The 13,323-nt window shown below is 68.8% G+C and carries 12 protein-coding genes; 2 read left to right on the forward strand and 10 right to left on the reverse strand.

All coding sequences use genetic code 11. The annotated features are described in order from the left end of the window. Nucleotides 1-288: 288 nt before the first annotated feature. On the forward strand, nt 289-846 hold the full coding sequence (locus tag LGR64_RS18815; RefSeq protein WP_230356564.1) for a hypothetical protein: 558 nt from the start codon (nt 289-291) through the stop codon (nt 844-846). 15 nt (nt 847-861) lie between these two features. Then, on the forward strand, nt 862-2,301 hold the full coding sequence (locus tag LGR64_RS18820; protein WP_230356567.1) for an EAL domain-containing protein: 1,440 nt from the start codon (nt 862-864) through the stop codon (nt 2,299-2,301). A gap of 54 nt (nt 2,302-2,355) precedes the next feature. Here the strand turns inward: LGR64_RS18820 and LGR64_RS18825 are convergent, their stop codons facing one another. The 10 genes from LGR64_RS18825 to LGR64_RS18870 form a co-directional block, all read right to left on the reverse strand. Next, nucleotides 2,356-3,630 carry a glycosyltransferase gene (locus tag LGR64_RS18825; RefSeq protein WP_175403303.1) on the reverse strand — a complete coding sequence of 425 codons (1,275 nt, stop codon included), beginning with the start codon at nt 3,628-3,630 and terminating at the stop codon, nt 2,356-2,358. Between the two features lie 35 nt (nt 3,631-3,665). Continuing rightward, nucleotides 3,666-5,060, reverse strand: a complete 1,395-nt coding sequence (locus LGR64_RS18830) for a sigma 54-interacting transcriptional regulator (RefSeq protein WP_013803762.1) — start codon at nt 5,058-5,060, stop codon at nt 3,666-3,668. Between the two features lie 50 nt (nt 5,061-5,110). Next, nucleotides 5,111-7,375, reverse strand: a complete 2,265-nt coding sequence (locus LGR64_RS18835) for a TadG family pilus assembly protein (RefSeq protein ID WP_230356570.1) — start codon at nt 7,373-7,375, stop codon at nt 5,111-5,113. 16 nt (nt 7,376-7,391) lie between these two features. Continuing rightward, nucleotides 7,392-7,820 (reverse strand): TadE family protein, encoded by a 429-nt coding sequence (locus LGR64_RS18840; protein WP_052155400.1) that lies wholly within the window; start codon nt 7,818-7,820, stop codon nt 7,392-7,394. A gap of 110 nt (nt 7,821-7,930) precedes the next feature. After that, nucleotides 7,931-8,446, reverse strand: a complete 516-nt coding sequence (locus tag LGR64_RS18845) for a TadE/TadG family type IV pilus assembly protein (protein WP_230356572.1) — start codon at nt 8,444-8,446, stop codon at nt 7,931-7,933. A gap of 33 nt (nt 8,447-8,479) precedes the next feature. Beyond that, nucleotides 8,480-8,920, reverse strand: coding sequence for a DUF3613 domain-containing protein (locus LGR64_RS18850; protein ID WP_230356573.1), 441 nt, complete (start codon nt 8,918-8,920; stop codon nt 8,480-8,482). 10 nt (nt 8,921-8,930) lie between these two features. After that, nucleotides 8,931-9,968 carry a tetratricopeptide repeat protein gene (locus LGR64_RS18855; RefSeq protein ID WP_230356575.1) on the reverse strand — a complete coding sequence of 346 codons (1,038 nt, stop codon included), beginning with the start codon at nt 9,966-9,968 and terminating at the stop codon, nt 8,931-8,933. A gap of 2 nt (nt 9,969-9,970) precedes the next feature. Continuing rightward, entirely contained in the window at nt 9,971-10,975 is a 1,005-nt protein-coding gene (locus tag LGR64_RS18860; RefSeq protein ID WP_216295833.1) for a type II secretion system F family protein, read from the reverse strand. A gap of 66 nt (nt 10,976-11,041) precedes the next feature. Continuing rightward, nucleotides 11,042-12,004: a type II secretion system F family protein gene (locus tag LGR64_RS18865; protein ID WP_034391047.1), complete on the reverse strand. Its 963-nt coding sequence runs from the start codon at nt 12,002-12,004 to the stop codon at nt 11,042-11,044. Continuing rightward, on the reverse strand, nt 12,001-13,323 hold the full coding sequence (locus LGR64_RS18870) for a CpaF family protein (RefSeq protein WP_012203993.1): 1,323 nt from the start codon (nt 13,321-13,323) through the stop codon (nt 12,001-12,003). Before LGR64_RS18870 ends, LGR64_RS18865 begins: the two co-directional genes overlap by 4 nt.

Consider the following 13,323-nt stretch of genomic DNA (forward strand, 5'->3'; position numbering starts at 1 on the left):
GCGCCTGGCAGCCAGGGCCGCGTCGCCCTGCGCGGCCGCCGTGAAAAGTAACGCCGTGGCGCGCCGGCGTAACGTGACATCGCCCGTAACGCCGCGGGGTGACATGGCGGCAGCTGTGCTTGGGTATCCAAATAAATCAATAGGTTACAGATGGCTTTGCGTTGGATGAAGACGTCCAGGCCCATGGCACGCTTGTTGCAACAGGATGCAAAAAGCTTGTCGCAGTGTCTGGAAAACCGGGCGCTGCGCCACCCGCCCCATCGATCGCAGTCTTTCGGAGGAGAAACCATGGCCGCTCTCTCGTTGTCGCTTGCAGGCGTGGCCCTGTCGCGACTGCGCACCAGCCCTGACAGGGCGCGCAGCAAGCCGTTGAACGTGCCCGCCTCGTTCGTGTCTGCGGCGGTGCCGCGCGCTTCTGGCTTTGCCTCTGCGCGCGAGGCCGGTGATGGAGGCGCGCATGCACAGATGGCGCCGGTGGCAATGCTCACGCGCGTGAGCGAGGGCGTGCGCATCGTGCGACGCAACGATGTGATCGCGGCCCAGGCCGGCGCCGTGCTGCAGCAGGGCGACCGCGTCATCGTGCCCCAGCAGGGCGGCGCGCAGGCCGTGTTCCAGGAGCAGGACGGGCAGGCGCTGCTGGGCAGCTTCGCAGGTGGCACGGACGCCACGCTGGCGTATTTCAGCCGCAAGGCGGATGCCTGCTCGGTGGTCTTTGACCTGGTGGCCGGCCATGTGGACCTGGCGCTGTCGGCCGTGGATGCCGGCGTGCTCGGCGGCGGGCCCACGGGCCGGGGGCGCAGGGCGATCGGATTTCACTGCTATTCACAACCCATTGCAGGCCGTTGAATGAAGGAGCACACCATGCACGACGACATCATCGAAGCTCCGCCCGGCGACACCCCCGTGGACCTGGCCATCTGGCTGTCGCCCCTGCAGACCTGGCGCAGCGTCTACGGCAACGGCTTCTGCGAGGAGGCCATGCGGGCCTGCGTGGAGCGGCTCACGGGCCTGGGCATCGATGCCGAATCGTTGGAGCGTGCGGGCGACACGGTGCTGGTTCGGGGGTTCGATCCCCGCACGATGGCTGACACGGTGCTGCCCGGCAATCAGGCCCGGCATGGCTGGATGCATGCGCTGGAGTCCGCCCTGGTGCGCGACCCGGTGGTGGACGGCGCGCGCCAGGCCTATCTGCGCGCCGAAGTGCAGGCGCTGGGCTGCGTCTCCCTGACGGGCCTGCATGAGATACGCGGCAAGGGCCACGCCACGGCGGGCGTCCAGGACATGGCGGTGCGCAGGATGCACCCCAGGCTGATCAAGGCCTACCAGGCCGACATGCAGTTGGCGGGCCGCCTGCTGGACGATCTGCGGCTGGGCCACCTGGCGCTGGCATTCCAGCCCGTGACGCTGCTGGAGCCCGCAGGCATGGCAGGCGGGGGCAGTGGGGCCGGCGCGGGCCGCACGCTCTACCACGAGTGCCTGCTGCGCCGCAGCGTGTTCTCTGCCTACGACAACTATGCCGTGCCCCATGCCATCGAGGCGCTGGAGCGCCTGGGCCTGGCCGCGCGGCTGGACCGCAGCGTGCTGTGGTCGGTGATAGGCGCGCTGGAGATGAAGACCGGCCACAGCCTGGGCTGCAATCTGTCGGCCGCCTCGTTCTGCGACGACGCCTGGTGGGACGGCGTGTTCGACTATCTGGAGGACCGGCCCGAGATCGCCCAGCGCCTGGTGCTGGAGATCACCGAGACCGGCGCCTTCCCCTGCGAGAAGGCCGCGCTGGGCCTGGTGCGGCACCTGCAGATCCTGGGCGTGCGCGTGGCGCTGGACGACATCGTGCCCCGGCGCGGCGGCCTGGACATTTTGGGCAAGCTGCGCGCCAACATCGTCAAGATCGACAAGTCCGTGCTGGACCAGAGCCTGCAGGCCCGGCCTTCGGCCCGGATGATGCAGGGCCTGGTCAGCCTGTGCGCCGACCGGGGCGCCTGCGTGATCGTGGAAGGCATCGAGTCCGCCCAGGGCCTGGAAGCCGTGGCGCTGGCGGGAGCCCATGGCGCGCAGGGCTTCTTCATCGCCCGGCCCTCGCTGCATGGCCTGCTGGACCAGGTGGTGCGCGTGGAAGACGTGCTGGAGGTGCTGGAGGCGACCGAGGTGCAGGACGGCGACGAGCTGGACATGGCCCTGAGCTGGAGCGGCATGGAGCGCATGTCTGCTCTTGTGGCGGCCTCCACCGTGTCTGGTGGAGCCGAGGTGTCGGCCGCCGAGACCGGCATGGGCACGGGATTTTTCCTGCGGGCGCGGGCCTGAGGCCTGGACCGATCCCGGCCCTGGGCCGCGCCTGGCCCGTGCCGGTGCGGCACCTCACTCCAGCATCAGCGGGGCGGCCCTGCGCCGCGCCATGGCCAGGCGGAACAGGTCCATGAAGCGCGGAGCCACGTTGGAGATGTGAAAGCGCTTGCCCGTCTCGCGCGCGGCCCGGCCGTAGCGCTGGCGCCGGGCCGGGTCGTCGCGCAGCTGGCGGATGGCGCCGATCCAGGCGTCGTCGCTGTCGGGCAGCAGCAGGCCGTTGACATCGTTTTGCACCAGCTCCGGCACAAAGCCCCAGTTCGATCCGATCACGCAGCCGCCGCGCGCCAGGATCTCCATCAATCCCCAGTTGGCCACGCCGTAGCGCAGCGGATAGAGGAACAGGTCCACCGAGGCCAGCGTGCGCGCGAACTCGTCATACGGCAGCTTGCCCGGGAACTCCACCACCTGGGCGGCCGGGTGGATCTGCAGAAGATGGTCGCGGAAACTGGCCACCTTGCCCTGGTAGCGGCGCTCCACCCACTGCTGTTCGTAACCGTAGGTCACGGCCGTGGGGTCGCCCAGGGCGATGAAGCGCATCTGCTGGCCATCGCCCTCGCGCACCAGTCGGTCGACCAGGCGCATGAAGGTCTCGAAGCCCTTGGAGCTGGACAGGTCGCGCGATGAGAAGGCCACGGTGAAGCGCGTGTCCTGGCGCGGCGGCGGCTCGGCCTGCTCGTCGGGCGCCTGGATGTCGAAGCCCTCGAACTGCACGGCCACGCGCTCCTGCAGCAGCGGCGGGAACAGCGAGCGCGCATGGGCGCTGGGCGTGATGGTCAGGTCGCTGCACAGCACCTGGTGGTAGTGCAGCATTTCCATGTTGCGGTCGGCCAGGCGCTGGGACAGGTCGGGCGGGTAGTCGGGCTCGTTGCCGTGCACGCGGTAGCTGGGGAATTCGATGTAGCTGACGATGGCGGCATCGATCTCGCCGTACAGCAGGTTGGGCGCGGCCCACAGCGAGTGGGCGACCACCACGTCGATGCGTTTTCCCTTTTCCTTCTCGAAGGCCTGCAGGCCCTGCAGCAGGCCGCGGCCTATGCGTGCCGAGCGCTCCACCTTGCTGGAGTAGTAGTAGCTTTGCGGGCCGACGATGTCGCCATCGGGCCGGAACGACAGCAGGTGGTCGCACTGGCTGGCGTAGTTCTCGGCATGGCCGGGCATGGTCATGAACCAGCTGTCGGCCGCGCCGCTGGCGCGAAGGTGGCTGCACAGCAGGCTGTACTGGCTGGGGTAGACGGCGCTGACGAAGATGATGACCGGCTTGTCCTGCATGTTCGTGGAGGTCTCCATGGCGTGGGGGGATGGGGATGTGTCGGAGGGCGTGCTCAGCCCGGCACGGGCACTTCGGGCTCGCCGTCGCTGATCTGGTACTTGCGCATCTTTTCCCAGAGCACCTTGCGGCTGATGCCCAGGTGCTGGGCCGTGTTCTGGCGCTTCCAGTCGTTGGTGTTGAGCGCCGCGATGATGCGGTTGCGTTCGTCCATGTCCCAGTTGCTGCGGTCGGCCAGCAGGGGCTCGGCGGCGCCCGCGTCCGGCGGGAAGGTGGTGGCCGACAGGGCCTGGGCGTGCTGCAGGATGCGCTGCGTGGCGCCGTCGGCGTTCCAGTCGCGCGTCTGGCGGGCGGCCACGCCGATGCGCTCGGCCAGGTTGCGCAGCTCGCGCACATTGCCGGGGAAGTACATCTGGGCCACGGCGTCGAGGATGAAGAAGGGCGCCTCGCCCAGCTCCTTCATCGTGGCCTCGCCCACCACCTTGCGCAGGATGGCGTGGAAGATGGCCAGCTTGTCGGCCTCGCCGCGCTCCTCCAGGCTGGGGATCTGCAGCTCGATCACGGCCAGGCGGAAGAACAGGTCGGCCCGGAAGCGCCCCTCGCGCACCAGCCCGCGCAGCGGCTTGTTGGTGGCCGCCACCAGCCGGAAATCCAGCCGCACGGCGGCGGCCGACCCCAGCCGCGTGATGGCGCGCTCTTCCAGCACGCGCAGCAGCTTGACCTGCTGGTACAGCGGCAGGTCCGCGATCTCGTCCAGGAACAGCGTGCCGCCGTTGGCCTGCTCCAGATAGCCCTTGTGGGCATTCACCGCGCCCGTGAACGAGCCCTTGGCGTGGCCGAAGAACAGGGACTCGAACAGCCCGTCCGGGATGGCGCCGCAGTTGACCACCACGAAGGGGCCCTGGCCGTAGCGGTTGTTGCGCTCGTGCAGCCGCTCGGCAATGCGCTCCTTGCCCACGCCGGTCTCGCCGATGATGAGCACGCTGTGCTCGCAGTCGGCAAAGGTGTCCACGTCGCGCAGCAGGCGCTGCATGCAGTCGGCCACGGCGATGATGTCCTCCGAGCGCTGCACCTGGCGCTGGTTGCTCTGCATGCGCCGCAGGATGCGCACCAGCATGGCGCGCAGCTCGGCCCCCGTGAAGTCGAAGGGCAGCACATGCGAGTACTCCATGGCATAGGTGCCGGCGTTGGCGTCGCGCTGCTTGGCGCTGACCCACAGCACGGGCATGCCGAAGGTGCCCTCCACGCCCTGGCGCGTGAAGCGCGCGCCCTCCAGCACCGAGACGCTGACCACGGCAATCGCATTGCCCAGCTCGCTGGTGTCGGCGGGCAGGGTCAGCCCGTCGGCGCGCACCACGTCCACGCCCAGGTTGAGCACGCAGCGCTCCACCCGCTCGGCGATATCGGCCTGGCCTTCCCAGACATAGATGACGAGCTCGTCCAGATTCACGTTGCATTCCCTCGTTGTCGATTCATGGATTGGATGGCCTTGCCTGCCGTTCAGAAAACCAGTTGCGCCGTGTCGCAGCCGATGGACAGGGCCTTGATGTCGGTGCGGCCCACCTCCAGCCCCAGCGTGTCCTTGAGCACGCTGGTCAGCAGCGTGCCCACGCCGTTGAGGATGGGCTTGAGCACGGTGGTGACCAGCGGCTTGAGCAGGGTGCACAGGGCGCCGGTGCAGGTGAGGTTGTTGTCGCGGTTGAGCAGGGACTGGATCTCGGGGCTGTTCGGGTTGATCGTGTACAGGTACTGCGGGTGCGAGGTCAGCAGCTTGGTCACGTTGTTCTTGACGCAGCCATTCCAGTTGAGCAGCGAGCTGAGCAGGCCCGCGCAGCTCTGGTAGCCGTTGTCGTAGGTGGAGATGCCCAGCACATCCAGCAGGCCGCCGGGCACGCTGGTATAGGAGTTGAGGGCGGCCGAGAACGTGCCGCTGGGCCAGGTGGAGGACGGGCAGGCCACCAGCAGGCAGGACTTGGCGATGGCGTTGTTGAACGTGAAGTTGGACGTGAGCAGGGGCGGCATGTAGTCCTTGTCGCCGGCCACGCCGCGCCCGTTGAGCAGCAGGTTGGTGAGGCTGGTCACGTTGTAGAGCCCGTTCACCATGGAGGCGTCCAGGTAGGAGCCCAGCAGGCGCGTGGTGATGTCGGTGGGCGTGCTGTTCGGTGGCTGCAGCAGGCCGCTGAGCAGGTTGAGCAGTCCCGTGACGATGTTGTTGACCGTGTCGCCCAGCGCCAGCTGGTTCACCTGCGTGGAACGGTTGGTCTTGGACCAGTTGGGGTCGGCCGGATCTTCGTAGCCCGGCTCCATGCCCAGGCCCGTGGTGGAGTCCGTGTACTCCAGGGCCGGCACCCACAGCTTGCCGTTCAGCACGGGCAGGTGCAGCAGGGTGATGAGCTGCTCATTTTGCAGGCCCTTCTCGCAGCTTTGCTTGTTGGCCGGGTCCATCTTGCCCACGCAGGCGTTGAGGATGGAGGACTTGACCGACAGGTCCATGGTCTGCGGGCTGGCGCTGCATTGCAGCGCCGTCAGCGTGCCGGTGGCGTTGGTGATGTCCACGGCAATGGGCAGCTTGACCTGGGTGCCCAGGATGTCCTTGACCAGCCATTTGAGTGCGCCGCCCAGCAGCTGGTCCGTGTCCACGTTCAGGTTCAGGCGGATCTGCGCGCTGTAGCCCTGCGTGCCGACGGGACCCACGGCGATGGTGGGCGGCTGCACGATGGTCAGCTGGGCCTTGATGAGGCCGGCCACATCGAGCTGGTTGGCCTGCAGCGCGTGGCCGTTGGCGCCGATGGCAATGGCCGTCTTCAGCAGGTCGCCAATGCCCAGCTGCACGTCCATGGCCGCGTTCAGCGGATCGGTGCGGCCGGCGCCCAGGAAGGCGAACAGGCCCTTCTGGTCATCCAGGCTGCCCAGCGGGATCTTGATGGTGCTCAGGCCCGCGTTGATGATCTGGGTCTTGAGCGCATTGAGCTGCACGGCCAGCGCGTTGTCGGTGATGGCGCTGATGGAGGCGTCGATCACGTTCAGCAGGGTGACGCTGGCGATGTTGGCCAGGCCCTCGGGCGACAGCGCGCGCAGCTGCTCTATGCCCAGGTTCACGCCCAGGGCCTTGAGCAGGCCGGCCGGGCTGATCTTGGCATCGGCCAGGCCCTTGGAGTCCAGCAGGGTCAGCATGCCCACGTCCAGCCCCACCAGGCCCAGCAGCCCGCCCAGCGGCGTGTCCTTGTTGAAGCGCAGCAGCTGCGAGCCCACCTGGAAGGACGCCACCGAGTCGTTGCGCATGGCAATGGCCTCGGCCACCACGGCACGGCTCCAGGGCCCGGGAAAGATGGTGGGCGAGGTGCCGCCCACCGTCACGCGCGCCGCGTTCAGCGGGCCGGAGCTGGCGTCGAAGAAGCGGCCGCCGCTCGATTGGCGCGCCGGGTCCGCCGGGTTCCAGTTGCCGCAGCTGACCACGGTCTGGGTGCTGTTGCGGGTCAGCGGAACCGGCCAGTTGGCCGTGATGCTGTCCTCGCCCGCCGTCACGCATGCGGCGCGGTTGCTGCGCTCGGCATTGATGGTCTGGGCCGCCTGGGTGGCCGCCAGATCGGCAATGCGCTGCAGGTCACGCTTGGCGTAGTACATGTAGCCCAGGTCCACGACGCCGAGCAACAGGAACAGCACCGAGCCCAGCAGGGCGAACTGCACGAGCAGGCTGCCGCCTTGCCGGCGCCCTTGCCGGCGCGTGCGGGGGCGGTGTACGGATGCGGGGAGGTGGGTGAGCATGCTCTGGTCCTCCTGTCTAGCTGCCGGGCGCAAGCCTGATCAGGCTGCGGGACTCCAGGCGCGTGGGTTCGCCCAAGGTCTGGCTGCCCACCTGCAGGCCCTGGCCCAGCACGGGGGGAAGCATGTACACCACGCTCAGCGTGGCCTGGGAAGTGCCCCAGTCGATCTGTATCTGGGTGGGCGCCGTGCCCGCTGGAATGCCGCTGGCCGCCAGGCTCTGGTTCACCACATCGCTGGTGGCCTGCAGGATGTTGGCGCGTTCGGCCGGCTTGGCCGGGTTGTAGCCCGCCATCCCGCCAAAGGCCAGATGCTGGACCATGCGCGCACCATCGCCCGTGGCACGCGCCAGCGACTGCTGGGCCTGCAGCACGCGCCAGTACACGAACATGCCCATCAGCAGCATCACCATCACCCCGGCGATCAACGCGAACTCCACCGCTGCCACGCCACGCTGCCGCCTGTGCAGCCCCGCCCCGAGGGTGTCGCCGGTTGCCCGGATGCCCCCCTCCCGCGAAGCGAGAGAGGGGGAAGGCGCGAAGCGACTCAGGGGGAGCTTCATAGCCCCCCCCTGTCCACCATGATGTTGGCGCTGGCCGTCAACGTGGTGGGCATGACCAGGCCGAAGCCCGGCAGGGCGGGCGCTATCGGGCTGGTTCCATAAGGGATGGTGAAGCCCACGCGCACCATGCAGCGTTCGGCAACCAGCACGCCGCAGGTCAGCGTGGCCGAGCACAGTTCGCTGTTCTGCAGCCTGCAGATGCGCACGTCGATGCTGCCAGCCGTGGGCCTGAGGTCGGCGGGCAGCCAGTCGAGCCGCTGCTGCACCAGGCTGCGGGCCGCGTCCAGGCGGGCGCTGCGGCTGGTCTGGTAGCGCAGCGTGACCCGCGCGGCGTCTTCGGCGGCGGCCTGCATGGATTCGCGCACCAGGAACGCCAGCCCGTAGCTGATGCAGGCATACAGCAGGGCAAAGAACACCGGGAAGATGATGGCCCACTCCAGCGCATACACCCCCCGCTGCCGCAGGCTGGCAGATCGGTGAGGGCGGTGAGCGCGGGGTTGGCGCCGGTTCATGGTCGTTCCTGCAAGCCGTGGCCGGGGCCGGCCTCAGTTCTTGCCGCCGGCTTCGACGCCGGTCTTGTACAGGGCGGGGATTTCCGTCTCGAAGCTCTTGAGGTAGCGCGCATAGCTGCGCCGCGCCTGCTCGCCCGCGATGGGGCGCGCACGCTGGCCCGGCTGGCTGTGCTGCATTTCCAGCAGCCGCAGGGTGCCCCCGCCGATGTCGATCTCGCGCCGGGGCAGGTACATCACGGTTCCATCGGGGTTGGTGTAGAGCGTGTAGCCGACCAGGATGGAGTCGGTGGAGGGCTCGGCGAACACATGGGGCCGTGCATCCACCTGCGCGGGCGGGCTCTGCACTTCGCCAAAGGCCTGGGCATGCAGCGCGGCCGCGGGAAGCAGGGCCAGGCCGGCGGCCAGCAGCCAGGGGGCCAGAGCGTTGGCGACTGCAGTGCGGCGCGGTGGGTCCATGCGGTATGTGTCTGGCATGTCGTGCTCCTCAAAGTGGCGAGGCCGCTGCTGCGCCTGCGGCGCCGGGCGGCTCGGAAAGAAGAATGCGCCGGGTGATGCCGGCCGGCAGGGTCTCGGGCAGGGCCTCGGTGGCGCGTGCTTCGGGGCGGGTGCCCAGGGTCGGCACAGGGGGTAGTGCAGGGGGCAGCACAGAAGGCAGCACAGGGGCGCTGGACACAGCGGCACCGGCACCGGCACCGGCACTGGCCTCTGCGGGCAGGCTGTCGCCGCGCAGGCGCACGGCATCGCGCACGCTGGCCAGCTGTGCCTGCAGGGTCTGCAGCGAGGTCTGGTCGATCATGGGCAGGGCGCCCTTGGCCTGGGGCTGGGCCAGCTGGCGCAGCAGCTGCGACGCCTGGGCCTGGTTGCCGCTGGCCAGCCAGAACAGCGCCATGTTCAGCTGCACCCGTGCGTTGGCCGGGGCGAGTTGCGAGGCCTGCATGATGGGCATCTGCGCGGCGGCCAGCCGGCCGTCGAGCATGTGGGCGTAGGCCAGGTCACTGAGCACGTTGGCGTCGATGGGGTTGAGCTGGCGCGCCTTGTCCAGCTGCTCCACGGCCTGGCCATACTGGCCCTGGCTTGCGTACAGCAGGCCCAGGCCGCGCCGCGCCCGCGCCGTGGTGGCGCCCTGCAGCAGCGCCAGGTAGGCCTGCCGGGCCTGCTCGACCTGGCCGGTGTTGCGCAGCGCGTCGGCCCGCATCAGGCGCGACTCCTGGTTCACGCCGTACTGCTGCTCGAAGGCTTCGGTGTGCGCCAGCGAGGCATACCACTGGCCCGCCTGCTGCATCTGCGTGATCAGGTCCAGATAGGTCTGGGCGTTGTCCACCTGGGTGGCCTGCTGGGCGTTCTGCAATTGCTGCTGGGCCTGGGCGGCGGTTTCCTGCTGCGCGGAAGGGGCGCCGTAGCCCTGCGGCCCCTTGCTGGCGCAGCCGGCCAGGGCCAAGGCCAGGGTCGCCAGGGCTGCCAGGGTTGCAAGGGGTGCCGGCGCTGGCGTCCGCCCTGCGCGGGTGTTTTCCTGGTGTCGCATGCCTAGCGTCCTCCCATGGTGGTCAATGCCCTGATCACGGCCAGGAAGCCGGGGCCCGCCGTGATGACGAGCAGGGCGGGCAGCAGCGTGAGGACCATGACGCCCGTCATCTTCACGGTGATGGAACCTATCTTTTCCTTGAAGCTGGCCTGGCGCTTTTCGCGCAGCCGGATGCTGAATTCCCGCAGCGGCTCCTGCACGGCGCCGCCATGCTTGTCCACCTGCACCAGCAGGTTGACGATGGCGCTCATGTCGTCGTCGGCGCTCATGTTGACCATGCGCTGGAAGGATTGCTCGCGCGTGCGCCCGCTGTTGTAGAGCTGGTTGGCCAGGGCCAGCTCGCCGCTGATGACGCGCAGCACGCTCTTGAATTCCGAGGCCAGGATCTGCAGGCTCTGGTCCACGCTCAGGCCCACGCCCTGCAGCAGCCGCAGCAGGTCCACGAACAGCGGCAGTTCCTCGACCACCTGCTCGCGCCGGCCCTTGGCCCGCGAGCGCAGAAACCATTTGGGAAGCATGAGCCCCAGGCTCACCCCGAGAAAGCCGTAGATCAGGGCCGCGTTTTCGCCGGGGCGCAGCACACCCAGCGCCAGCAGGGGCAGGACCACGCACAGCACCATGCGGCTGGCCACATAGGCCATGCTGCCGTTGCGCGTGCCCACGCCAGCCTGGTCCAGCAGCTTGCGGTCCTCATCGGCCAGCAAGGCCTTGGCCACGCCCCATTGCAGCCAGGCCGGGGGCGGGAGGTTGGCGGCCACCGCCTGTGGCGAATCGGAGGAGCGCACGTTGATGGACAGCGGGTTGAGCAGCTGCGCGTCGTTGGCCTGCATGGCGCTCTTCGTGGCGGCCTTCGGGGTCGATGCGGTATCGCGCGCCTGCAATATCTTGGCGACCTGGCTGGAGGCACGGGCCGAGCGCCACAGCTTCCACACCAGGGCGCAGGCCCACAGCACCAGTCCCAGCGCGCCCAGGCTGATGCTGGCGATCCACAGTTGCTGCGGGGTCATCGGTGGCTCCTTCCGCAGACGGATGGGTGGGGCTGTACCTGTACCTGTGCCTGTGCTGTCATGGGTTCACCTCAGCTTGGCCAGCCGGTAGAGAAGAAAGGCGCCCAGGGCCTCCAGGGCGGCGGCGACCAGGACCATGGTCTGGCCGCTGTCGTCGTTCCACATGCGCATGAAGTAGCCGCGGTTGATCACCATGATCAGCGTCCCCACCACCAGGGGCAGCAGGGCCAGCACCCAGGCCGACATGCGGATCTCGGAGGACAGCGCATGCAGCTCGCGCTCGGCGGACTGGCGGTCGCGGATGTAGGCCGATACACGCTCCAGCACCAGGTCGGCGCGGCCGCCATAGCGCACGCTCATGCGGAACACGGCGGCCAGCAGGCCGAATTCGGGCAGGCGCCAGTTGCGCTCCAGCTGGCCCATGGCCTGCCCCAGGTCGGGCGATGCGCTGAGCATGGCCGCCGCCTGCTGCAGCGCGTCGCCCAGCGGATCGGGGACGTTGTTCAGCGCCATCTGGAAGGCCGCATGCGGCGAGTTGCCGATGGAGATCAGGCGGACCATGTTGTCCAGGAAGCCGGGCAGTTGCTGCAGCAGTCTTTCGCGGCGCTTGGCCTGCCGCCGCCAGATGCCGAAGGCCAGCACCACGGCATACAACACTGCCACCACCAGCCCCGCGGCAGCACCTGCCTGGCTGGTTGCCAGCAAGGCCAGCACCAGGCCGGTGATGGCGAACAGGGCCAGGGTGTTGGACGAAATTCCCCAGGACTGGACGCCCAGCCGCTGGGCCAGCCACTGCACGGCAGCGGGTGAGGGCGCGGGCTGCGCGGCGGGGGCGCGGAAGGCGGGCTCGGCCATGGGCGGGGAGGGCGAGATCACCTCCCGGTGGCCGTCCACGCTGCGCTTCATGTGCAGGTTGATCGACTGCTCATGCTCCTTGCGGCGCCCGCGCATGATCACCCACAGCGCCAGTGCCAGCAGCAGGCAGGCCAGCGCGCCGAGGATGAGGACGGCGGGTGCCAGGCCTGTCATCGCACGCCTCCATGGCCGGTCTGCTGCTGCATGCGCCACCAGCTCAGCAGCTTGGGCGAGTGCGGCGAGATGCCCAGCGACACCCACTGGTCGATCTCCTGCCCGTCAGGGCCCACCTGGGGCTCGTAGCGGTACAGCTCCTGCATGGAGATCATGTTGTCCGTCATGCCCGTGACCTCGGTCAGCGACAGCAGGCGGCGGCGGCCGTTGGACAGGCGGCCGATCTGCACGATGAAGTCCACGGCATTGGCGATCTGGCGGCGCAGGCTGACCTCGCTGCCCTGAAAGCCCGCAAAGCCGGCCAGCATTTCGGCGCGGTACAGGCATTCGCGCGGCGAGCTGGCGTGGATGGTGCCCATGGAGCCGTCGTGGCCGGTGTTCATGGCCTGCAGCAGCTCCAGCACCTCGCCGCCGCGCACCTCGCCGACGATGATGCGGTCGGGCCGCATGCGCAGGCTGTTGCGCAGCAGGTCGCGGATGCTGACGTGGCCCGAGCCGTCAAAGCCGCCGGGGCGGCTTTCCAGCCGCACCACGTGGTTGTGGTTGAGGGCCAGCTCGGCCGTGTCCTCGATGGAGACGATGCGCTCGCTGCCCGGGATGAAGCTGGCCAGCGCATTGAGCAGGGATGTCTTGCCCGAGCTGGTGCCGCCGCTGACCAGGATGTTGCAGCGCGCCTGCACGGCCATCTCCAGGATGCGGCAGATGTCCTGGTTGAAGGTGCCCAACTGCACCAGTTCGGGCGGTGTCAGCGGGTCCTTGCGGAACTTGCGGATGGAGACCGAGGGACCGTCGATGGACAGCGGCTCGATGATGACGTTGATGCGCCCGCCATCGGGCAGGCGGGCATCGACCATGGGGCTGGACTCGTCCAGGCGCCGGCCCAGCGGCGCCAGGATGCGGCGCACGATGCGCAGCACATGCTCGTCGTCCTTGAAGTGCAGCGTCTCGCGCTGCAGCACGCCGCCGCGAGAGACGTAGATGTTGCCGTGGCCGTTGATGAGGATGTCCTCGACCAGCGGGTCTTCCAGCAGCGGCTGCAGCGGCCCCAGTCCCGTGAGCTCGCGCGTGAGGGCGCGCGCCACCTGCAGCGCCTCCTGCTCGTTGACGGGCACGGAGTGCAGGCGGATGAAGCTGTCCAGCTCCATCAGCACGAACTGCGCGATGGCGGCCTGCGACCAACGGCCGAACTCGGCACCCAACTCCTCGATGCGGCTGAGCAGGTGCTCGTGCGTGCGGTTCTTCAGGTCGAGGAACAGCGCGCTTCGCTCGAACTCGCTGGCCTGGGCGTCGGCCAGATGGGAATAAGCCGTGGTCGTCAT

This window comes from Delftia sp. Lp-1 (assembly GCF_020523835.1).
In the GTDB taxonomy this organism is placed as follows: domain Bacteria; phylum Pseudomonadota; class Gammaproteobacteria; order Burkholderiales; family Burkholderiaceae_C; genus Comamonas; species Comamonas acidovorans.